The sequence below is a fragment of the Lentzea miocenica genome (assembly GCF_033949945.1).
GTDB classification, from domain to species: domain Bacteria; phylum Actinomycetota; class Actinomycetes; order Mycobacteriales; family Pseudonocardiaceae; genus Lentzea; species Lentzea miocenica.
Genome location: NZ_JAXAVW010000019.1, coordinates 124,367 through 146,188 on the forward strand (window position 1 = coordinate 124,367; position 21,822 = coordinate 146,188).

20 protein-coding genes are annotated in these 21,822 nt (G+C 68.6%); 11 read left to right on the forward strand and 9 right to left on the reverse strand.

The window, feature by feature from the left end; all coding sequences use genetic code 11:
• The first annotated feature begins 220 nt into the window (after positions 1-220).
• Positions 221-2,845, forward strand: a complete 2,625-nt coding sequence (locus SK803_RS23725) for a helix-turn-helix transcriptional regulator (protein WP_319968263.1) — start codon at positions 221-223, stop codon at positions 2,843-2,845.
• Here SK803_RS23725 and SK803_RS23730 read toward each other — a convergent pair.
• From SK803_RS23730 to SK803_RS23740, 3 genes are all read right to left on the reverse strand, one after another.
• Positions 2,799-3,149 carry a LapA family protein gene (locus SK803_RS23730; protein WP_319968315.1) on the reverse strand — a complete coding sequence of 117 codons (351 nt, stop codon included), beginning with the start codon at positions 3,147-3,149 and terminating at the stop codon, positions 2,799-2,801. The genes SK803_RS23725 and SK803_RS23730 overlap by 47 nt on opposite strands.
• An 85-nt stretch (positions 3,150-3,234) precedes the next feature.
• Positions 3,235-3,585: a DUF742 domain-containing protein gene (locus SK803_RS23735; protein ID WP_319968264.1), complete on the reverse strand. Its 351-nt coding sequence runs from the start codon at positions 3,583-3,585 to the stop codon at positions 3,235-3,237.
• 216 nt (positions 3,586-3,801) lie between these two features.
• Positions 3,802-4,725, reverse strand: coding sequence for an anti-sigma factor RsbA family regulatory protein (locus tag SK803_RS23740; protein WP_319968265.1), 924 nt, complete (start codon positions 4,723-4,725; stop codon positions 3,802-3,804).
• Between the two features lie 101 nt (positions 4,726-4,826).
• Here SK803_RS23740 and SK803_RS23745 point away from each other — a divergent pair, with 101 nt between their 5' ends.
• Positions 4,827-5,648: a MerR family transcriptional regulator gene (locus SK803_RS23745; RefSeq protein WP_319968266.1), complete on the forward strand. Its 822-nt coding sequence runs from the start codon at positions 4,827-4,829 to the stop codon at positions 5,646-5,648.
• Here SK803_RS23745 and SK803_RS23750 read toward each other — a convergent pair.
• The 4 genes from SK803_RS23750 to SK803_RS23765 form a co-directional block, all read right to left on the reverse strand.
• Complete coding sequence (locus tag SK803_RS23750; protein ID WP_319968267.1) at positions 5,635-6,723, reverse strand: MFS transporter; 1,089 nt, start codon at positions 6,721-6,723, stop codon at positions 5,635-5,637. The two genes, SK803_RS23745 and SK803_RS23750, sit on opposite strands and share 14 nt — an antisense overlap.
• A gap of 1 nt (position 6,724) precedes the next feature.
• A complete protein-coding gene (locus tag SK803_RS23755; protein ID WP_319968268.1) occupies positions 6,725-7,357 on the reverse strand; it encodes a GTP pyrophosphokinase in 633 nt (210 codons plus the stop codon).
• Positions 7,358-7,432: 75 nt separating this feature from the next.
• Entirely contained in the window at positions 7,433-8,404 is a 972-nt protein-coding gene (locus tag SK803_RS23760) for a D-cysteine desulfhydrase family protein (protein WP_319968269.1), read from the reverse strand.
• Between the two features lie 27 nt (positions 8,405-8,431).
• Positions 8,432-8,962 carry an NUDIX hydrolase gene (locus tag SK803_RS23765; protein ID WP_319968270.1) on the reverse strand — a complete coding sequence of 177 codons (531 nt, stop codon included), beginning with the start codon at positions 8,960-8,962 and terminating at the stop codon, positions 8,432-8,434.
• Positions 8,963-9,223: 261 nt separating this feature from the next.
• On the opposite strand from SK803_RS23765, the gene SK803_RS23770 reads away from it, so the two are divergent.
• Positions 9,224-9,490 carry a hypothetical protein gene (locus tag SK803_RS23770; protein WP_319968271.1) on the forward strand — a complete coding sequence of 89 codons (267 nt, stop codon included), beginning with the start codon at positions 9,224-9,226 and terminating at the stop codon, positions 9,488-9,490.
• Positions 9,491-9,584: 94 nt separating this feature from the next.
• Complete coding sequence (locus tag SK803_RS23775; protein ID WP_319968272.1) at positions 9,585-10,586, forward strand: hypothetical protein; 1,002 nt, start codon at positions 9,585-9,587, stop codon at positions 10,584-10,586.
• On the opposite strand, the gene SK803_RS23780 is transcribed toward SK803_RS23775, so the two are convergent.
• The gene (locus SK803_RS23780; protein WP_319968273.1) at positions 10,583-11,950 is read right to left on the reverse strand and encodes an IucA/IucC family siderophore biosynthesis protein; all 1,368 of its coding nucleotides are present in this window, start codon (positions 11,948-11,950) and stop codon (positions 10,583-10,585) included. The genes SK803_RS23775 and SK803_RS23780 overlap by 4 nt on opposite strands.
• Before the next feature lie 22 nt (positions 11,951-11,972).
• Here SK803_RS23780 and SK803_RS23785 point away from each other — a divergent pair, with 22 nt between their 5' ends.
• The 4 genes from SK803_RS23785 (at position 11,973) to SK803_RS23800 (ending at position 16,333) form a co-directional block, all read left to right on the forward strand.
• Positions 11,973-13,409: an IucA/IucC family C-terminal-domain containing protein gene (locus SK803_RS23785; protein ID WP_319968274.1), complete on the forward strand. Its 1,437-nt coding sequence runs from the start codon at positions 11,973-11,975 to the stop codon at positions 13,407-13,409.
• Positions 13,410-13,455: 46 nt separating this feature from the next.
• Positions 13,456-15,528 carry a glycoside hydrolase family 2 protein gene (locus tag SK803_RS23790; protein WP_319968276.1) on the forward strand — a complete coding sequence of 691 codons (2,073 nt, stop codon included), beginning with the start codon at positions 13,456-13,458 and terminating at the stop codon, positions 15,526-15,528.
• Positions 15,529-15,599: 71 nt separating this feature from the next.
• Positions 15,600-15,827: a hypothetical protein gene (locus SK803_RS23795; protein WP_319968277.1), complete on the forward strand. Its 228-nt coding sequence runs from the start codon at positions 15,600-15,602 to the stop codon at positions 15,825-15,827.
• An 11-nt stretch (positions 15,828-15,838) separates the two neighbouring features.
• The gene (locus SK803_RS23800) at positions 15,839-16,333 is read left to right on the forward strand and encodes a GDSL-type esterase/lipase family protein (RefSeq protein WP_319968278.1); all 495 of its coding nucleotides are present in this window, start codon (positions 15,839-15,841) and stop codon (positions 16,331-16,333) included.
• A 1-nt stretch (position 16,334) separates the two neighbouring features.
• Here SK803_RS23800 and SK803_RS23805 read toward each other — a convergent pair whose 3' ends face one another.
• Positions 16,335-16,817 carry an SRPBCC family protein gene (locus SK803_RS23805; RefSeq protein WP_319968279.1) on the reverse strand — a complete coding sequence of 161 codons (483 nt, stop codon included), beginning with the start codon at positions 16,815-16,817 and terminating at the stop codon, positions 16,335-16,337.
• 103 nt (positions 16,818-16,920) lie between these two features.
• On the opposite strand from SK803_RS23805, the gene SK803_RS23810 reads away from it, so the two are divergent.
• The 3 genes from SK803_RS23810 (at position 16,921) to SK803_RS23820 (ending at position 21,791) form a co-directional block, all read left to right on the forward strand.
• The gene (locus SK803_RS23810; protein ID WP_319968280.1) at positions 16,921-17,787 is read left to right on the forward strand and encodes a helix-turn-helix domain-containing protein; all 867 of its coding nucleotides are present in this window, start codon (positions 16,921-16,923) and stop codon (positions 17,785-17,787) included.
• A gap of 93 nt (positions 17,788-17,880) precedes the next feature.
• Entirely contained in the window at positions 17,881-20,391 is a 2,511-nt protein-coding gene (locus SK803_RS23815; RefSeq protein WP_319968281.1) for a glycosyltransferase, read from the forward strand.
• Positions 20,391-21,791, forward strand: coding sequence for a radical SAM protein (locus SK803_RS23820; RefSeq protein WP_319968282.1), 1,401 nt, complete (start codon positions 20,391-20,393; stop codon positions 21,789-21,791). The genes SK803_RS23815 and SK803_RS23820 overlap by 1 nt, the downstream gene beginning before the upstream one ends.
• The last annotated feature ends 31 nt before the right edge of the window (positions 21,792-21,822 follow it).

Genomic DNA, 21,822 nt, shown 5'->3' on the forward strand with positions numbered 1-21,822 from the left:
CCACTTGCCCAGGTAAAGCTTCCTGCGCTATGGGCGTCTCAACAGGGTGGCTGCACGTATGATCCGCCGGGCAACTACTCAAATGGGTAGCGGCAGCCGGACGACGACCTCTCATGGTCATCCCAACGGCCTAGGGGTGCTGCTCCGGGGCTGGTCGTGATGCGGTCGTTGTGGTAATGCAGCGCTTGTTCTCCGCCGCCGCGGAGCGAAAGGAAAATGGGTGTCGGGGAATCGGGACGGAGTGTTCCGCGGCCGTGAGGGAGAACAGGAACTCCTCAGCGGTGTGCTGGACGCGGGCACCGGCGTGGTGCTGGTCGACGGCGCCGCGGGAACCGGCAAGACGCGGTTGCTCACCGAGATGGCCGCCGTCGCCACGCGTCGCGGTTTCGAAGTCGCCACGGCACAGGACGAACTGGAACAGCCCTTTCTGCTGGCGCGCCTGGCCGAACGCCAACCGGACGGCCCGACGCTCGTCGTGCTGGACGATCTCCACCTGGCCGAGCCGGGCACCCTGGCCGCATTGCGCGCACTGTTACCCGCCTCCACCCACGAGAAGGTCGTCTGGCTGCTCGCCCGCCGCCGCGGTGAGGGCGCGGACCGCCTGTTCGCCGCCGCCGCGCAGCGCGGAGCCGTGCGGATCGAACTCCGGCCGCTCACGGACGACGTGGTCGCGGATCTCGTCGCCGATCTCGCCGGAGGAACTCCCGACAACGACCTCCGCGCGTTGGCGGCGACGGCCCGGGGAAATCCGGCGGCGTTGATCAGTCTCGTCAACGCGCTTCTCGAAGACGGTCAGGTCGTGGTCACGGCCGAGCACGCCTCGTTGCGCGCCGACCGCTCACCCCGGCACACCGAGTCGCTGCTGCGCGACCGCGTCGGTTCGCTGAGCGGCGGTGCGAGACACCTGCTGCAGGTCGCGTCCGTGCTCGGGCCGCGCTTCGAACCCGGTGACGTCGCGGAGATGCTCGCCTCCAGCACGGCGATCCTGTTGCCCGCCCTGGACGAGGTCATCGGCGCCGGTGTGGTGACGTCGCTGGACGACCGGCTGGCGTTCCGGCACGAACTGGTCTGGCGGCTGGTCGCCGACTCCGTGCCACCGCCCGTGCGGCGCGCGCTGCACCGCGAGGCCGGCGAGATGCTGCTGGGGCGCGGGGATTCCGCAGTCAGCGCCGCCAAGCACCTCCTGCACGGCGCCCAGCGCGGTGACGTGCGGTCGATCGACGGACTGGTCGCCGCCGCGAAGGCCGTGCTGTGGAACGCCCCTGACGCCGCGGCCGAACTCGCGGTGCGGGCTCTCGAACTCACCGACCAGGCGTCTGCTTCGCTGGTGCACCGCACGGTCATCGCCGTGCGCGCGCTGATCGCGGCCGGCAAGCTCACCGCCGCGCAGGCACTCGCGCAGGACGCCTTGTCCCGTCAGGTTTCCCCGGAACCCTCCGCCAAGCTGCGGCACTGCGTGGCCACCACGATGCTGCTGGGCGCGCGGCACGGCGAGTCGGTGGAGATCTCCGAAGCGTTGCTGGCGGAACCCGATCTACCACCGGAACTCGCGCCATGGGTGGAGATCACCAGGATGATGGCCCTGCTCGGTCACGATCGGCGCCGCGCACAGGAGCTGGCCGAGACCGTCGTGCGCAACCACACGGGCGCACCGGGCGACGTGCTGGCAACGGCTTTGGCGGTGCTGGCGGCGATCGCGCGCGACACCGGACTGCCCGGCGCGGCACTGGAACTGGCGCGCGAGGCCGCGCAGTCCGTCACGTCCCACGACCTCTGCGCCTATCCGCAGCTGCTGCTGGCCACGCTGAACGCCGGGCTGCGGGACTTCGCCGAGGCCGACGGCGTGGTGCGGCGGGCGCGCAGCGGGCCGTCCGCGGTGGTGACCAGGGAACTCATGACCGCGGTCGTGCAGGCGCGGATCCTGTTGCAGGCCGGGCGGATCGAGGAAGCGGCGATCGAGGCGCGCGGTGCGCTGAAGGTGGCCGAGGAGACCGGGCACGTGGCGCTGGTGGCGCCCGCGCTGGCCGTGCTGGCGATGGTCGCGATCCACACCGGCGACCTGCCCGCCGCGATCGAGCACGTCGAGCGCTACCGCGACCGCGTCCCGGTCGACGGGATCATCTTCTCGCGCGCCTACTACCAGTGGGCCGACGTGCTGGTCACGTACGTGGCCCACGGTCTGGAGAAGGCGCTCGGGCTGCTGACGGACGAGTATCCGGGGCTGGTGTCGTCCGCGTTGTTCGCGGAGGAACCCCGTGCCGCCGGGTGGTTCGTGCGCCGGGCCCTGGAGGCGGGGGACGAGCGGCTGGCCAAGTCCGTTGTGGACCGCGCGGAACGGCTGGCCGAGCAGAACCCCGGATTCCGTGCGGTGGTGGCGGCCGCGATGCACGCCAGAGGCCTCGCCGACGCCGACGCCGCGCTGCTGGAACTGGCTTCGCAGCAGCACCGCGACCTGTGGGCACGGGCCAACGCGGCCGAGGACCTCGGCGTCCTGCTGACGACCGCGGCCGATCGTGCGGCCTCGGTGAAGGCGCTGGAGAACGCTCTCGGGCTGTACCGGGAGATCGGCGCGTCCCGCGACAGCGCCCGCGTGCTGGGACGGCTGCGCAAACTCGGCCGGCGCCGGCGTGCGGAACCGGTGCGGCCCGCGTCCGGATGGTCCAGTTTGGACGACACCGAACGGGCGATCGCGAACCTCGTGGCGAAGGGGCAGACGAACCGGCAGATCTCCACGCAGCTGTTCATGTCGCCGCACACGGTGAACTTCCACCTGCGCAAGATCTTCCGGAAGCTCGGGATCAGCTCTCGCGTCGAGCTGGTGATGAGGTCGAGGGACGACCAATAGGGGTCGCCACCCGCTTCGCCTGACGGCGCAGCTGCAGGATGCGGGCCGCGCCGACGACCGCGACCAGCAGCGCGCCGCCGATCGCGCCGAACAACAGCGCCACCCCGAGGGGAAGGCTGAACTCACCCCACAGGAAGTGGATCGTCGCGTTGCCGCCGTTCTGCAGGATGAAGACGAGCAGGAAGATCAGCACGACGATCGCGACCAGCACGGCGATCCACGTACCGCTGATCCGGGTGGGCCGCAGCTTCTTCGGTGCGGCCGCTGCCGGGGGTGTGGGCGCGGTCGGGATCGGCTCGGTGATCGGCGTCTTCGGGGTCTCGTCGCTGGAGGTCGCCACAGGGACGATTATCGGCGACCAGGCGTGATTCCGCGCGGTGGCAAAAGGGTTACAACCTGCGCAGGCCGGACAGGACGCGCTCGAGCAGCGCCATGTTCGGCTTGTCGCCCGGCTCGTGCACGGCGACCAGGTTCAGCGTGATGAGGTCGCTCAGCAGCACGCGCGTGACGCCGAGCGGGATCTTCATCAGTGCCGAGATCTCGGCGACCGACCGCGGCTGCAGGCACAGCCGCATCATCGCCGCCTGGTCGTTGTTCGCGCGGTACAGCCGGTCCTCGTCCGTGGAGAGCAGCGTTTCCAGGCGGAGGTCGTGGCGGGCCGTCGTGCGGCCGCCGGTCCGGGCGTAGGGACGGATGAGCGAGCTGTCCCGCGAGGGAGTCGGTGGTTCCTGTTCCTGCATCGGCCACTCCGGTGGCGGTTCCGGTGGGCGTTGGCGCAACGGTTGCTGACGGGGCAGTTGTTGCGTCTCCGCGCCTTTGGAGTCGTCGCTTCTGTCGGCGCGCAGTCGTCTACGGGTCGCCGGGGACCCGAAACGAGCCCCCGTGTAACCGATTTCCGTCGCTTCCTCGTCGTGCACGTGCTCAAGCTATAACGAAGACGCCCAAATGTATGTCGATCACGTTGCCTTTTTGTTCCTCAAGTCGAATCTGACCTGGATTGCAGTGCCCGACGACGTCGTTTGGGTGCGCACGAGGTCCGCCAAACGGTTCACCAGCAACAGTCCGCGACCACCTGGATCGTTTGCGTGAACGGGTGTACGGCCGGCCAGCACATCGGTGATGTGGCCGTTGTCGTTGACTTGGCAAACAATACTTTCGCTTTCCGCCCAGACGCGGACCGTGCTCTCGCCGCCGCCGTGCCGGACGCTGTTCGTCGCGAGCTCGGTGACCGCCAGCGCGAAGTCGTCGACGCGGTCGTGCGCCAGCCCGAACTTCACGGCCTGCTCTCGTGCGAACGTCCGCACGGCGGCCATCGCACCGGCGCCTACCAGCGTGCTTGCCGCATCCGCCGGGGTTGCCAGCGGCAGTGAGTGAGCGGCGACGACGACCCGCGCGGGGTGGAAGTGGTCGCTGGGACGGTGACCGCTCGCGTCGATGACGACCGGGTGGGTCTTCTCGGCGTCGGCCAGGATGTCATGGTTGAGGGCCGAGATGTCGTACGGGCACAGAATGCTGAGGTCACGGCCGCTGAAGGCGTAGTTGACCAGGGCTTCGTGCAGCGCGCACGCCGGGTACTCGACGTCGGTGCGCAGGTCCCACACCGGCTCGCTGATGATCCGGACGGGCCCGCGGTGCCGGTCGGCGAACGCGCGGAGGTCCGGGATGATCCGGCCGGGGTTGCGGCCGGCGTCCGCCATGTCGATGAACGTGACGAGGTGCGCGAACCCGCTCAGCGCCTCCTTGAGCAGCTCCAGGTTCCGGTCGGGCACCGCCACGGCGACGGGCTCGGCGTTCGCGAGGCCCTCCATGACGAACGGGACGGTCCCGTCGATGTAGGACTCCTCATCGGAGTAGAACAGCGCCGGATGTGCGAACGTCATGTGCCACCTCTCGTCAACGTCCCAGGATGCGCACCTGGTGCGTTGCTCAAACCATCATTTCTTGACCCTCACACCGTGTCAGCCCCTACACAGGAGCAGTCATGTTCACCATCGGAGACTTCGCCCATCTGGGGCGCGTGTCGGTGCGGATGCTGCGCCATTACGACGCGGTGGGATTGCTCCCGCCGGCTCACGTGGATCCGTCGTCCGGCTACCGCTTCTACACCGCGGCCCAGCTGCAACGACTCAACCGGCTGGTCGCGCTGAAGGACCTCGGTCTCACGCTCGACCAGGTTCGAATCGTGCTCGACGAAAAGCTTTCCGTCGAGCAGCTGCACGGAATGCTTTCGTTGCGCCGCGCCGAGCTGCGACAGCAGATTCTTGCGGACGAGTCGCGGTTGCGGCGGGTTGAGGCACGTCTCCGCGCCATTGAAAGGGAAGGCGCCATGCCTACCGACGACGTTGTTGTGAAGCCCGTTCCGTCCGCCCGTGTCGCCCGGTTGACCGCGACCGCCGCGTCGTACGGGCCCGAGGACATCGGTCCGGTCATCCAACCGCTGTACCCGGAGCTGATGACCCGGCTGGACCGCGCCGGCGTGCCGATCACCGGGTACGGGATCGCCACCTACGAGCCCGCCGACGGTGACGCCGTGGTCGTGCACGCGGGGGTGACCGTGTCCGTCGAGCCGTCGGACGCCTACGAGTTCGAGGTCGTGGACCTGCCGGCGCTGACGTCGGCCGCGACGATCGTGCACCGGGGGACGATGGACGACGTCGACGTCACCTACCAGGCCGTGGCGGGCTGGATCGAGGCGAACGGGTACCGGCAGAACGGGTTCGCCCGCGAGGTCTACCTGAACTACGGCGACGGCGACCCCGCCGAGTGGACCACCGAGCTGCAGCTGGAGATCACCAAGCCGTAAGGGCGATCACGACGGCCAGCCCGAGCAGGCCGACCGGCAGCGAGGCGACCGCGGCGAGCCCGCCGGTGAGGAGCGGGCCGCCCGCGTCGCCGAGTTCCCTGCCGACCTCGGCACTGCCCATCGTCTGGCCCATCCGTTCGTCCGGAGTGGACCTGGCGAGAGCCGCGAACGCCAGCGGGGTCACGATTCCGGATCCGGCTCCGATGAGGACGGCCGCGACGAGCGCACCGGCGAGACCGGGGATCGCCGCCGCGGCGGCGAAACCCGCTGCCGCTGTCAGGACGCCGATCCGCGTGCCACGGCGGGTGGCGATGCGTTCGGCGTCCAGAGCCCTGCCGACGCGCGGCTGCACGAGTGCCGCGGTGATCGCGAGGAGCGACACCGCGGCACCGGTGACGATCGGGCCGTGCTGGGCGGCTTTCACCGGCAGGAAGCCGACTCCGGTGGCCAGTGCCGCGGTGGACGCGGCCAGTGCCGCCGTGGGCCGGAGGAAGTCGCTGTGGGACAGGCGCTTCACGAGGTCGGTGACGGTTTGCCGTTGGCGGGGCAGGGGTTCCAGGTTCGGCACCGCCACGAACGCCCACGCGGCCACGGCCACCGCGAGCGCCGCCATGGTGAGGAACAGGACGTCGAAGCCGCCGAAGTGGATCAGCAGGCCGCCGAGCAGAGGGCCGACTGTGTAGCCGATGCCCTTCCACGCGCCGTACCGCCCGAACGCCCTGCCGCGCGCGTTGCCCGGAGTCAGCCGGGCGACCATCGCGCTGGCCGCCGGGGAGAACGCGGCCGCGGCGACACCCTGCCCGAACCGCGCCACGGCGACGTTGTCGATCAGCACGAACGCGCTGCTGGCCACGGCGAAGGCCAGCAGGCCGCCCAGCAGCACCGGGCGTGGGCCGATCCGGTCGGCCAGCGTGCCGAAGACCGGTTTGAGCAGCACCTCCGCGCCGTCGTAGATGGCGAGGACGAGACCCAGTGCGAGCAGGTTCGTCTGCAGGAAGCCAAGACCGGAAGCGACGCCGTGGGCGCCGAACGCGGTGACGAAGCCTGCTGCGCACAGCGGAAGGACGTTCTTCACACTAGTGATCGTCCTGGTGGATGCGACGGTGCAGCGACTCCATGCGGTCGTCCAGCTGTGCCGCGATCATCGCCGACGACATCAGCTCGTCCACGAAGTCGGCGGGCGGGCTGTCGTCGTACTTGTAGAACAGCTTGTGCTCCAGCGTGGCCCAGAAGTCCATCGCGATGGTCCGCAGCTGCACCTCGACCTTCACGTGCTCGACCCGGTCGGACAGGAACACCGGGATCTCCACGATCAGGTGCAGACTGCGGTACCCGTTCGGCTTCGGGGCGGCGATGTAGTCCTTGGTGCGCAGGATCTTCAGGTCGTGCTGACGGGCGAGCATGGCCGACACCCGGTACACATCGGACACGAACGGGCAGATCACGCGCACGCCGGCGATGTCGTCCAGGTAGTCGCCGATGCGGTCGACCTCGAGCGGGAAGCCCTTGCGCCGCAGCTTCTCCAGGATGCCCTCAGGCTTCTTCACCCGGTTCGTGATGTGCTCGATCGGGTCGTGCTGGTGGACGTAGTCGAACTCCTCGCTCAGGATCCGGAGCTTCGTCATCAGCTCCTCGATCCCGAACTTGTAGACGAGCAACCGCCGTTCGAGGTCGCGAAGGAGGCTCAGGTCGTCGGCCAGGTCGGTCACGACTCCAGAGTACTGACCACGCGGATGCCCGGTCGTTCGGGGAAAAATCACGGACAGATCCTGGTCAGTTCGACATCAGAACTGCGCGACGGCCTCCGGCGCGTAGCCGTAGAAGCCCGGAAGACCACCCGTGTGGAGGAACACCACGGGCACGTCGCTCCGTGGCGCGACCTCGCGGAACTTGACCGCCGCCTTGCCCGTGTAGACCGGGTCCAGAATCACGCCTTCGGTCTCGGCGAACAGCTTCAGCACGCTCCACATCTCCGGCGTCGGCACGCCGTAGCCCGGTCCGATGGTGTCGTCGGTGACGGTGACGTGGCCGAGTTCCGGAGCCGGCTTCCCGAGGAGTTCTGCGGCCGCGGTGGCGAGCGCGTGGAGTTCCTGCCGCGCGTCCTGGGCGGTGTGCGACACGCTCGCGGCGTGCACGGTGCCGGGCCAGCCCAGCAGCTCGGTGCCGAGCGCGATGCCGGCGGCCGTGGCGCCGCTGCCGTCCGGCACGACGATGGTCGCCTTGTCGATGCCGCGCTCGTTGAGCTGGCCGACGAGTTCGACGGCCGCCGCGACGTAGCCCAGCGCGCCCAGGCCGTTCGACCCGCCGACGGGCAGCGTGACGGCCTTGTCGTGGTTGACCTTCTCGTAGGCCCGCACGGTCTCGTCGGCGTCCGCGCAGATCTGCACGTTGGCGCCGAACATGTGGTCCAGCACGACGTTGCCGGACCTCTCGTACGCGTCACCGGTCATCGGCACCTTGGCGGTGAGCACGAGTTCGCACCGCAGCCCGAGCTTCGCGCACGCCGCGGCCGTCTGGCGCCCGTGGTTGGTCTGCAGCGCGCCGAACGTGATGATCGTGTCCGCGCCCTGCTCGATCGCCTGCCCGAGCAGGAACTCGAGCTTGCGCAGCTTGTTGCCGCCCGCGCCGAGGCCGTTGACGTCGTCGCGCTTGATCAGGACAGGCGGGCTGCCGAGCGCGGCCGCGAGCCTCGGGGCGTCGTCCAGCGGGGTCGGCCAGCTGCCCAGTGCGACTCGGGGAAACGCGCTCAGGTCCATGCCGGGAGCTTATTGCTTCTCCGGGCGTCAGACTTCCCGGCCGAACTCGGCGTACCGCGTGGTACCGCTCTCCAGGGCGGCGATCGCGAGGGTGAGCCGCCGATGCAGTGACGGATAGATCTTGGGGCGGGCCTCTTCCAGCGTCAGGTAGACCACGCCGGACAGTTCGGGATCACAGGCCGCGGCATCGTCCACAACGCCGCCGTCGAACACGAACTGGTGGCAGTCGCGCCACACGCCGTTGCGCGGCGTCCAGTCCACGACGAGCAACGGTCCCAGCGCGACCGAGAGCCCCAGCTCCTCCCGGATCTCGCGCACGGTCGCCGCCTTCGGGGACTCGTCGTCCTCGGTCATGCCGCCGGGGATGTCCAGCACCGGCTTGTACGTCGGCACCACGAACAGCACGCGTCCGGTGGAATCCCGGATCAGCGCGCCACCGGCACACGTCTTGGTGGGACGCCGCGAAGCCACGCCCGGCTCGTACTCGAGCTCGGCCGGACCCTCGTCCAGAACATCGGCGGCGAATGCGGCGGGGTCTCCCGCGTGCTGAGCTGACACGAGTTGATGATCACACCACAGGGTGAATCCCGCACGCGCTGTGCAGGGGTTAAAGCCTGGTGAGCGGATGTTCCGAAGATGACGGAATGCAACCAAACGATCGAGGAGTACGCTTGGCCCTGTAACTCCGTGCGATCAATCGCCGATGTCCAGGCAACATCGGTGGAGGTGACGCCAATGGGGGCAACCGGTGCCGCCAGACGTAGAGGCGATGGTAGATCGGCCCCGTGGTCGGTGGTCGGGCTCACTGTCGTTTTCGTCGTGGTGGCCCAGGTCCAGTTCGCCATCGCGATCGCGGAATCGGTCCTGTGGCCGGTCGCGATCGGCGTGCTGCTGCTGGCCGCGGCGGTCGCGTTCGTGAAGACGGCACGCAGGCTGCGTTGGGAAGACAGCGACCCGTACGAGGCACCGCCCGAGGTGGCCCAGCCGCTTCCGGCCGTCGAGTACGAGAGCCACGTCGACGCCGACGGAAGCCTTGCCCGTGCTGTCGGGGACGTGGTCCACGCGTCCAGGCGCTGGCGAGCCTGACCGCCTCGTAGAGCGGAGACCGGGTCAGACAGGGTGGCCCGGTCATGTAGCCGTGTTCGCGGTCCTGGTCTCCTCTTCGCCTGACAATGGGCGCATGCCGACGTCTGCCGAGTGGCTCGAAGTGCGCGCCCACCTGCTGGAACACCGCCACGCCCTGGCGCTGAAGGCTGTTTCGGAGTACCCGGACGTGCCCAAAGTCGCCGGCACGCCCCTGCTCACGGCCCCGCACTGGACGCCGCCGTCCCCGATCCCGCTGGCCGATCTCTCGCTGGAGCTGCGGGGCTCCGGGGAGTTCCCGCGCGTGCGATCCGAGCTACCGGATGGCTTCGGCAGCTACTCGGAGGCGATGGCCGCCCTCGCCGCGCCGTCCGTGTTCCAGAACCGCGAGACCTACCGCCTGCTCGACTTCACCGACCGGCACCTGACGTTCGGCATCGGCTCCTACTTCGACGGCATCGACGTGGGCGAGGCGTGCGCGCACGAGTACGCGGCCAGCACGCTCGGCCATGCCTCCGAGCTGCCGCTGCGTGCTTCTGTCGGCAACCCGTGTGACCTCACGCGCCGTCCGGCCAACGTCGCCATCAGCACTCTCACCATCCGCCGTTCGCCTGGTGAGTCGACGTTCTTCCTGCACTGGCGCGACCCGAAGCGCGTCGGCCACGCGGGCGGGATGTACCAGGTGCTGCCCGTCGGCGTCTTCCAAGGCGCTCAGGACAGCGACTTCTCGTTGTGGCACTGCATGATCCGCGAGTTCGCCGAGGAGCTGCTGGGCGTGCCGGAGATCCATTCCGCCGACTACGGGAGCTGGCCGTTCGCGCGGCAGCTGACTTCGGCGGCTCGCGTGTTCTACCTCGGCATGGGCGTGGACCCGCTGACGTTCGCCACCGACATGCTGACCGTCGCGGTGATCGAGGCTCCCGAGTTCGACGAGCTGTTCGGCGAGCTGGTGTCGCACAACGACGAAGGCCGCGTGCTGGAGGGGCTTCCGTTCACCGCTTCGAACATCGAGCGGTTCGTGCACCACGAGCCGACTCAGGCGGCCGGTGCGGCGTTGTTGTCGCTGGCGTGGCAACACCGCGAGACGCTGCTGGGTTAGAAGGGATTCGGCAGGTACGCCCACGCCGTCGTCGCCGGGTCGAGCCGCATCAACGTCAGCGGTTTGGCCGGAATCGGGTCGTGCAGCAACGCGTGCCGATCGGGTGTGTCCGGAACCGCCTTCGCGACCGCCTGCCAGAGTTCTGCCGCCGGTGCGTCGAGCGCGGTGACGAGCCCGGTCAACGCGGTCGCGAAGAAAGTGGCGAGCGTCTTGGCGCGCAGGCTTTCTGGGCTCGCGTGCAGGCGTTCTGGCAGGTTCGCGCGCGGGCTGACCCGGATGTCGGCGAGGTCGCGGTAGATCAACCGGCTCGGCCTGCCGTTGACGAGGCCGATGACGAGGTTCTGCTCGTGCGCCTCCAACGCCACCCCGCGGGCGAGCAACGTCATCAACGGCGGCACGGCCAGTTCGGCGAACTCCGCGAGCCACGTGACCGGGTCACCGAGGCCGCGGACAGGGGGAGGGCCGCCGTCGACCGGTCGCGCGGACAACGCGGCCAGCGGCAGCAGGGTTTCTTGCGGGTGTGGCACGGGTTTGTCGCGCAGGATCACGCCGAGCGCGCGGTCCGGTTCGCCGTCGGTGAGCACCGCAGCCGACGCCCGGTTGTGCTGCAACTCGATGCCTTCGACCGTTGCGCTGAGGAAGTCGGAGACGGTGGTGGCCGTGGCGATCGAGCCGCCGGAGATGTCCCGCACGGCCGAGGTGATCTGCGCGCTCAGCGTCGTTTTGACGTGCCAGGCGCCGGTCGACAGGGTCCGCAGCGCCATCAACGGGCGGGCGTCCAGCGTGCCGGTCGTGGGCATGTTCAGCAGGTCGGCCTGCCACGGGTGCAGCGGCAGGAGGATCTGCGAGCCGTCTCTCAGTTCGGCGGGCCAGTCGCCGAACACGACGTGGTTGCCGGTGGGGTGCAGCCGCAGCGCGACGACCGGGCGGTGCTCGGGGCCGTACGCCAGGTGGTCGCGGGCGGTGAAACCGGTGCGGTTGCGGCAACACGGGTGCAGCGGATGGCCGTCGACCACGCTCTGCTCGTGCTCCTCCAGCGACCGTTCGAGGAATGGAGTCGTGAGCGGGCTCGTTGTGCGGGAGAGCGCCAGTCCGGCCACGCTGTGGGCGACCTCGGTGATCAAACTCCCGGAGTCGCGCCAGCGCAGCGCGGTGAGGAGGTCGACCGGGTGGACGTACTCGGCTTCTGCGCTGCTGACCTGCGGCAACGGTTCGATCGCGAGGGCTCGGCGCAGGCGCGCGAGGATCGCCGCGCGGGCTCCCGGCAGTGCCGCGAGAAACCGCTCGGCGCGCTCGCCGTCCAGGGCTGCGGCGAATTCGGTCTCGATCGGCGTTTGCGTCAGAATGATCAGATCCTGACACATCGCCAGAGGGAAGCGGACACCGGTGGAAACGATCACTGATCCCGACGGCATCACCTCGACCGCCCTGCTGAACTGCCTGCGCCGCGAGGTGGGGGAGCAGCGGCCTGGCGGCACGATCCGGCTGCCCCGCACCGACGTGCTGCTGCGGGCGCGGGAGGGCCGTTGGCTGTCGGAACCCGAGATGTTCTCCGGATCGTGGCAGCCGGTTTCGTGGCAGGAGCTCGCGGTGCTGATCACCAAGGAGCTGGGGGATCCGCCGGTCGGTTTCCTCGACGAGATCGCGGGGTCGCGGTCCGCCATCGCGGCCGTTCTCGCCGCCCGCGCCGCGCCGCCCTCCGACCTCTACCAGCGCTCCGAGCAGGCGTTGATCGCCGGCCACCGCTATCACCCGGCGCCGAAGGGTCGTGGGGGCCTGCCCGCGTCGGAGTGGCTGCCGTACGCGCCCGAGGTGCACGCGCGATTTTCGTTGGTACACCTGGAAGGTGAGTTCGTCGACGACGGCGAGGTGCCGCTGCCCGCCGGTGTGTTGCCGGCACATCCTTGGCAGCTCTCGTTGCTGGGACGCTCTGGGCCGGTGGCCGATCACGAGGTGTGGCCGACGTCGTCGGTGCGCACGGTCTACGACCCGGCCGCGGATCTGTTCTACAAGTTCAGCCTCGACGTGCGGATCACCAACGACGTGCGCCGGTTGTGGGCCCACGACCTGAGCTGGATCCCGCCGCTGGCCCGGCTGCTGAGACCGGTGTTCGCCGACATCGCGTCGGTGTGTCCCGGTTCGGCGTTCCTGATCGACCGCGGCTACCGGACTTCGCCGGATTCCTTCGAGGGACTTGCGGTCGTGGTGCGTGACGGGGTTCGCCAGCACACCCTGCCCGGCGTGACCCCGTTGCTGGCGGCCGGAATCAGCGAGGGGTTCGACGGCAATCCGTTGGACGGCCTGGACGCCGATGGCGCGCTGCTGTGGTTCCGGCAGTACGTCTCGGTCGTCGTTCCTCCTGTGCTGCACGCGTTTTTCGCGCACGGCGTGGTGATGGAGTGCCATCTGCAGAACGTCCTGGTCGGTGTGGACTCGTCCGGTGCGCCGGTCCAGGCGATCTACCGCGATCCCGAAGGCATGCGCCTGTTGCCGCGTCACGCCCAGCTGTTGTCCGAAGTGGACGGAGAAGGCCGGGGTGTGTCCGAGGCGAAGGGCTGGGAGCGGCTTCAGTACTGCCTCGTGGTGAACCACCTCGTGGAGATCGCCGGCGCGGTGCTGGATCGTCACCCCGGGCTGGACGTGTGGGCTGAGGTGCGCGCCGTTTTCGTTGCGTATGCAAGGGATCACGGATGTGAACCGATCCTGTCGTTGCTGGAGAGCCGGTTCGTGCCGGCGAAGGCGAACCTGCTGCTGCGCTGGACGCGAGCCGAAGGCGCGGCGAGCCGGTACGTCGACTACCCGAACCCGTTGTACCGGAACTAGGACCGTCCGTTGACGCCGTGTCAGCAGCGCCAATAGCGTTCGGGGCATGACACGTCTGCTGGCGTTGCTCGTGCTGATCTCGGCGATGTTCGTTGGTGCACCGGCAGCTTCGGCGTACGTGCCACCGGTGACACGCGCGCAGGTGAGCCTCGACGCGGGCTGGCGGTTCCTCCGCGCGGACGCGGCCGGAGCCGAGGCGCCGGGATTCAACGACTCGGCGTGGACCTCCGTGAACGTCCCGCACACCTGGAACGCTCAGGACGGCCAGGACGGCGGCTCGAACTACTACCGGGGAATCGGCTGGTACCGCAAGCACTTCACGCCTTCCGCAACGCTGTCCGGGCGGCGCCTGTGGTTGCAGTTCGACGGCGTGAACCAGGTCGCGGACGTGTGGGTGAACGGCGTGAAGCTGGGCCAGCACCGCGGCGGCTTCGCGGGGTTCCGCTACGACGTGACCTCGGCCCTGAAACTGGGCCAGGACAACGTGATCGCGGTGAGGGCCGACAACCGCGCGGTGGCGGACGTGGCGCCGCTGTCCGCTGACTTCACGTTCTTCGGCGGCATCTACCGCAACGTCTCGCTGACGGCGTTGGACCTGCTCGGCGTCCGCATGGGCGACTCCGGCGGCCCCGGTGTCTATCTGCGCCAACGGTCTTTGTCCGACGCGTCCGCGAGTGTCGAGGTGACCACCAAGGCGTGGAACAACCGTGCCTCTGCCGCACGAGTAAAGGTTCGCACGGTCGTGGTGGATCACGCGGGTGTCATTGTCGGTGAGAGCGTGACCGCCACTCGTTCGGTCAACGCCGCCACCGGATTCGACACCGTGCAGACGCTCACGATCCCGCGCCCGCACCGGTGGAACGGCAAAGCCGACCCGTACCTCTACCGCGCCAGCGTGGAGATCATCGACGCGGACACCGGTGTGGTGAAGGACGTCGTGACCGAACCGCTCGGCCTGCGCACCACCGCGGTCGACGCCGGCACCGGATTCTCGTTGAACGGCAGGCCGTTGCGCCTCAACGGCGTGAACGCGCACCAAGACCGGCTCAACGCCGGTTGGGCCGTGACGCAGGCCGATCAGCGCCAGGACTTCGACCTCATGGACGAGATGGGCGTCAACGCGTTGCGGACCGCCCACTACCAGCAGGCCGAACACGTCTACGACCTCGCCGACCAGCGCGGTTACGTGGTGTGGACGGAGATCCCGCTGGTCAACGAGGTGACCGACAGCGCGGCGTTCCGCGCGAACGCCCAACAGCAACTGCTGGAGATGATCCGCCAGAACTTCAACCACCCGTCCATCGCGTTCTGGGGCATCGGCAACGAGCAGAAGACCAGCAACACCGCCACCAACAACCTGCTGCGCGACCTGGCCGCCTCCGTGCGCGCCGAGGACTCCGGCCGGCACTCGACCTACGCGAGCCACATCGGCGACCGCGACCCGGTGTCGAGCCACGCCGAACTGGCCGCCTACAACAAGTACTACGGCTGGTACGACAACAGCAGCACCGGCCCCGGCGGCTGGGCCGACCGCCTGCACGCCGCCGACCCGGCCCGCAAGATCGCGCTCAGCGAGTACGGCGCCGGCGGCAGCATCGCCCAGCACGAGGAAAGCCCGAAGCCGCCCGTGACGACCTCGCGCTGGCACCCGGAGGAGTACCAGACCCTGGTGCACGAGAACTCGTGGGCGCAGCTCAAGACCCGGTCCTTCTTGTGGGGGACGTTCGTCTGGAACATGTTCGACTTCGCCGTCGACAGCCGCTCCGAAGGCGACACCCTGGGCCGCAACGACAAGGGCCTCGTGACCTACGACCGCGCGGTCCGCAAGGACTCCTTCTACCTGTACAAGGCGAACTGGACGAACACCCCGTTCGTGCACCTGAACAGCGCCCGCTGGACCCAGCGAACCACCGCCGCCACCACGGTCCGCGCCTACGGCACCACCGACAACGTCCAGCTGACCCTGAACGGCGTCGCGGTCGGCGCCCCGAAACCGCCGGCATCCGACCACATCTACACGTGGCCGATCACCCTGCGGCCAGGCGCCAACACCGTGACGATCACCGGTACGCGAGATGGCCGCGCTTACACCGACACCGCCACCTGGACGCTCACCTAGCCGTTGTAGTCGGCGACGACGACCGTGGTTCTGCGTAGTCGCAGGGTCACAGATGGTGCACATTGGTGACCATGAGAACCCTGCGCACTCTCTCGCTGACCGTCCTGGTCGCCGCACTCCTCACGCCCACCGCGGAAGCCGACCGCCCCGCCTGGTTCACCTCGTGGGCGCAGTCGCAGCAACACCTCGCCCCCGTCACCCTGCACAACCAGTCGATGCGGATGATCACGCACCTGAGCCAGGGCGGCACCGCCGTCCGAATCCGCGTGCAGAACACGTTCGGCAAACAGCCCGTCTGACCTCCCTGACCGTGGCCAACGCCGGCATCAGCGGCACCACGAGCGCCGTCTGCCCGTCCTCCCCGGCGCCGGTCGCAGGCCTGGACGCCCTGGCGCGCCTGGAAAGGGACGTTCTAGCCCTGCACGGCGTCACCGACGTCATCTACTACTACGGCACCAACGACCTGGCCAACGGCTGCTCGTCCAACGACATCGTCGCCAGCTACCGCGAAGTCTTCGCCCGTCTGCACGCCGCGGGCATCGCCGTGCACGTCACCCCGATCACGCCGCGCCCCGGCTACACCAACCAGAACAACGTCGATCGCCACGCCGTCAACGACTTCGTGAAGCGGGGCAGCAACTGCTCGGACAGCTGCACGTCGTTGATGGACTTCGACCAGGTGCTGGAGGACCCGATCAAACCGAACAGCATCAACCCGCCCTACGACACCGGTGACGGCGTGCACGCGAACATCGCTGGGCAACAAGCGATCGCGGACTACATCGCCGTGAAAGCACTGGCCTGACTCACGGCGAGTTCGTCGTGACCCATTCGGCGAGCGCGATCAGCGTGGTCTCGGCGCTCGCCGCCATGTAGTCGCGCAACGCGGCCAAGTCCGCGCGGGTGCTGCCGAGCACCGGATCCATCCGGAGCAGCCGCCACGACTGTTCCGCCACGGTGCCGCGGCCTCGGGCGTGGAACGTCCAGGTCCACTCGACGATCCCGTCGACCACGAAAGCGAAGGCGCTGCCGGGTTCGGCTTTCACCACCTGGGAGCGGGTGGTCCATTCCTTGCCGTTCCTGCGGTTGCGGCCGCTGAACCACGCGCCGACCTCGGGCCCCGCGCCTTCGTCGAACGCGACATCACTCGCGTTGGGACTCCAGCGGCTGATCGCGGGCACATCGCTGACGAGGCGGTACAGGTCGGCAGGGGCAGCTGCGATCCACGCGCGACGCGTGAAGGTGAAGTCGGACGCGTCCACTGTCTCGATGTCTTCGTTGGTGCTCATGGGAATCAATTGCACTGCTCTTCCCGTGGGCGCACCATTCCCGGCTCTGCATATCCCTGGCAGGGACAGGTAACGCGCCCGGCTCGAGCCCATACTGGGATCCATGAGCGAATCCGGACGGCTGGGCGCCTTCCTCAAGACGCGGCGCGCGCAGCTTCGTCCCGAGGACGCCGGCGTCCCGGACTACGGCGAGCGGCGGCGGGTGCCGGGTTTGCGCCGTGAGGAACTGGCGCTCCTGGCCGGTGTCAGCAGCTCCTACTACACGAGGCTCGAACAGGGGCACTCGTCCAGCGCGTCGCCAGAGGTGCTCGACGCGCTCGCCACCGCACTTCAACTGGACGAGGCGGAACGGCAGCACCTGCACGCCCTGGCCAGGCCGGCGAGCCAGTCCCGCCGGGCGCGTCGTCAGGCTCCCGAACGCGTGTCGGAGGCGACCGGCCAGCTGCTCGACGCGCTGGTCGGCGTCCCCGCGATCGTGCTCGGCCGCCGCAGCGACGTGCTGGCCTGGAACGGGCTGGGGCACGCGTTGTTCGCCGGGCATCTGGACTTCCACGCCGTGGCGGCACCTCGGCGTCCGAACATGGCGCAGCTGGTGTTCCTCGACGCGCACACCCGTGAGCTGTACGCGGACTGGCCGGCCAAGGCCAAGGCGGTGGTGGGGAACCTCCGCCTGATGGCGGGACAGCATCCGGACGACACCGCGCTGCACGAGCTGGTGGGACAGCTGAGTGCGAGGAGCCCGGACTTCGCCTCGATGTGGGCGGATCACCGCGTCAAAGCCTGTGCGACGGCGGTCTACGAGATGAGGCACCCGCTGGTCGGCCGGCTGGTCGTCACGCAGCAGACCCTGGCCAGCGGGCCGGGCCCGAGCATCGTGGTCGCGACCGCACCGGCGGGTTCGCCCTCGCACACCACGCTGGCCCTGCTCGCCCAAGCCGCCCCTCGCAGACCTCGCCGGACACCGTCCTAAAAGGACCAACTGGCCTGTTGAGACGCAACCCGTCAGGAGAGCGCTTTCATGCTACGTTCGATCGAGAGTTAGCCACTCGGAGCGGAGCGGCCCGTGCCCGTCCTTTGGGGTGTCTCGTTCGACGCCACCGCCATGTCCGGTGTGGTGGTGGAGTTCATCAAGATCGCCAAGTCCTTTGCTGACCAGGGGTATCGGGTTCACCTCGACCTCGGTTACGACATCAAGGCCGACAAGGGACGTTTCTTCCAGCCCTACCAGCACGAACGCGTGCCGGACTGGATCACCCTCGATCGCGTGGACGGCGTCGCGCGCATCGCCGGGTACGACCGGGAGTTCGTGGCGGCGACCCTGGAAGCCGTGCGGCACGACCAGGTTCCGGACGCCGATCGCATCGTCGCGGAACTCGCCGACGCGATCGTGCGGACCTGGGAAGACCGCGGCGTCACGCTCGTGATGGTCGAGAACGGCACGCTGCCCGAGAACGTGACCTACACGAAAGCCCTGTACCGGGCGATTGCGATGTACGGCGCGGCCCACGACCTCGGGCGATATGTGCTGTGGCGTGACCACGACCTGATGTGGCAGAGCGAACCGGCCAAGTACGGCAGTTTCCCTTACCCGTCAACGCCTCCGATGGTGAACTCGCCGCACATCCACTACTTCGCGCTGCACGAGGAAGCGAAGCGGCGCACGCTGGAGTGGATGCCGCACCTGCGCTACCTGGACGTCCTCCCGAACACCTTCACCGCGCCCAGCCGTCCGGCGCGCCCGGACTTCCGCGAGCATTACGGCGTTCCGCGGGACGCGAAGATCGTCGCCAGATTCACCAGGATCATCCCGCAGAAGCGCATCGATCGCGATCTGCACCTGGTCGCGCGGCTTCCGGGCACCTGGCTGTTCGTCGCCGGTGACACCGAGGAGAACCCGGAGGAGACTGGAAAGCTCCGTCAGCTAGCGGCGGAGCTCCAGGTTCCCGTCGTGTTCGGTGGTGTGCTCGAACCGTGCGAGTCGACCGGGAACGGGTTTTCGGTGCGTGACCTGCTCGCGCACGCCGACGTCGTGTCGTTTCTGACGTCGTACGACTACGAGAGTTACGGCAACCCGATCGGTGAGGCGATCGCGGCGGGCGTGCCGTACATCGCGAGCAGCTATGCCTTGTACGACACGGTGTACGCGGGCTTCCAGGCGCCGGTGCTGGACATCGTGGCACACGACCTGCCGACGCCGGAGTTCGCCCGGCAGGTTCAGGATCTCATGACGAACGCGGAGAGGCGGGCGGAAGTGGTGGCGCACAACCAACAGCTCGGCACGCACCACCGTGCGGCCGCGAACGCGCTGGTGAGCGACCTGTTTCCGCCCGCGATGGGCGAGCACGTGCGGCTCAGTGTGGTGTTGCCGGTGTACAACGAGGCCACGAACATCCACGACGTGCTGCGGTCCCTGCACGACCAGGACGAGATCGATCCGGAAACGTACGAGATCGTCCTGGTGGACAACAACTCCACCGACGACACGGTCGCGATCGCACGCGCGTTCGCCGAGCGTTCGAAGGTCCCCCTGCACGTGATCGGCGAACCCGAGCAGGGCGTCGCCCCCGCACGCAGGACGGGCATGGAGTTCGCCGCCCACCGCAGCCGCGCGAGAAGGGACCCCGGCGAGCGCTTCTACCTGGTGTCGGCGGACGCGGACTGCCGCGTCGACCGTCGGTGGCTCGTGGAACTCTTCGTGGCGATGGAGAAGGACAAGGCCGCGATCGGCGTGTGCGACTACTACTACAGCGCCGAGCATTTTGTTGGCAGGCCACGACTGTGGGACGCGATCCAGCGCACTCTGCGGTGCCGGGCGGTGACGTTCTCGTTGTTCGGCGGCTTCCCGGACGGCAAGGGCTTCGCGGTCGAGCGCGAGGCCTACGAGAGCGTCGGCGGCATCGAGATCTTCTACCAGCTGCAGCACGGGCGCTTCGTCAACCACCTCTCCGACGACTGGGACTTCGGCATCAAGGTCCGGGGCTCCGGTCACGACATCACCTACGCGCCGCGGTCGAAGGTCGAGATCAACCCCAGGCGCGTCAACCACGCCCTCGACGAGGTGATCGCCGGCCGCGCGTACGGCAACGACGGCATCATCGTCATGCGTGACATCAGGCCGGAGGCGCCGGAAAGGGCTGTCGACCTCACCGAGGCGGAAGCGTTGCAGGCGTGGGAGTTCTCCATCAAGGACTTCACGCCGAAGAACACCATCCTGCCCGTCCTGCTCACACCGTCCTTTCTGGACGAGGACGCCGTGGTGGCGTTCTTCGGCGAGGATCTCGCGAGTCGGATCGGCACGCGCATCGCGGAGATCAGGGCCGAGATGAGCGTCGTGGACTTCCTTCCGATCCACTCCTACAAGACACCGACCTACCGGCTGTACTTCGAGTTCAGGGACGAGATCTTCGCGCGGCTGCGCGCCACCGTCGGCGAGGACATCGGGTTCCCGCCGCCCCTGCCGGAGTGCTTCGACGACGTGCCGGAGGACAGGTTCGCGGAGTTCGTGAAGTACTACTGCGAGGACCGCGAGTCCGGCGAGGCGCACAACTACTTCGGCAACGGAGGGGTGTTCTGATGGACCGTGTTCTGACGGACGGGGAGCCCGAGGTGTGGGCGGCCCTGCAGGACCCCGCCAACGCGCACCTGCTCGAGTACGTCACCGAAGATCCGTTCGGCGCGCATGTGTTCCCCGGCAACGTTCCCGGCTACCGCGTGGACGACTTCCTCGACGACCTGAGCGACCAGCTCGTCGGCACCGCTCCGATTCACCTGTGGTCGTACATCCCCACGTGCGCCTACAAGTGCCGCTTCTGCCAGTACCCGGTCGTGCTGGTCAAGGGCGGCCAGGCCGAGGAGAAGCTGACGCGGTGGGTCGACTGGAACATCAGGGAGGCCGAACTCTGGCTGCAACGGGTGCCGGAGCTGGCCGGCGCCCCCGTCGGTGAGTTCAACGTCTTCGGTGGCACACCGTCGTTGTTGCCGGAGAAGGAGATCCGGCGGCTGCTCTGCTTCTACCAGGACAACTTCGGGTTCACCGAGGACACGACGATCCGCTTCGAGGGCGACCCGAGCACGTTCACCCCGGCCAAGCTCGACGTGTTGCGGGAACTGGGCTGCACCAAGCTGTCCAGCGGCGTGCAGTCGTTCGACGACGACGTGCTGCGGGAGTGCGGCCGCGAGCACACGGCGCAGATGTGCGTCGACTTCGTGCGCAACGCTCAGGCGGCCGGCTTCGAGTGGGTCAGCATCGACCTGATGTACGGGCTGCTGGACCAGACCGTCGACAGCGTCAAACGCGACCTCGACATCGTGCTGGAGAACGAGATCACCGCCGTGGTGTGCACCAAGCTGCACCTGAAGTCGTACGCCGAGACCAGGACCGGCGTGGCGGGGGAGCAACCCGCGCCGTGGCAGCTCCCGGCGTACCGCGAGAAGCTCGTCCAGAACGGCCACTTCTGGCCGACGCTGCAGGAGCGGTACCGGATGCGCGAGGTGCTGACCGACGGACTGCGCGCCGCCGGCTACACCGAACACCCGACGATGTACTTCGCCCGCGACGGCCTCGGTCCGGAGAAGTGGAAGTCCATCATGGTGGACCAGGACAAGCAGGAGGCCGAGGTCGCGATCGGCCTCGGCGGCAGTTCCAGCTGCCGCAGCTCCGAGGCGATCACCGACGTGAACTGGAAGAACTACGCGGCCGCCGTCGACGAGGGCAGGGTGCCGCTGGGGTCCGCCACCGGCTTCGACTCCGCCGCGCAGGAGGCGCGGGCGGTGAAGATGGCCCTGTCGACGTTGCAGCCGGTTCGCGAGGATCTGCACCGCGCGGTCTACGGCAGGTCCCTGCACGAAAGCCCGTGGCGGGAGAAGTTCGCCTCCTTGGCCGAGCGTGGCCTCGTGACGGTCGACGTGGACGGGGTCGCTCTCACCAGCGACGGCGAGGTGCTGGTGGAGGCCATCATCAACACCGAGCTCTGATCACCTGACCAGCCCCGTTCGCGATGCGAGC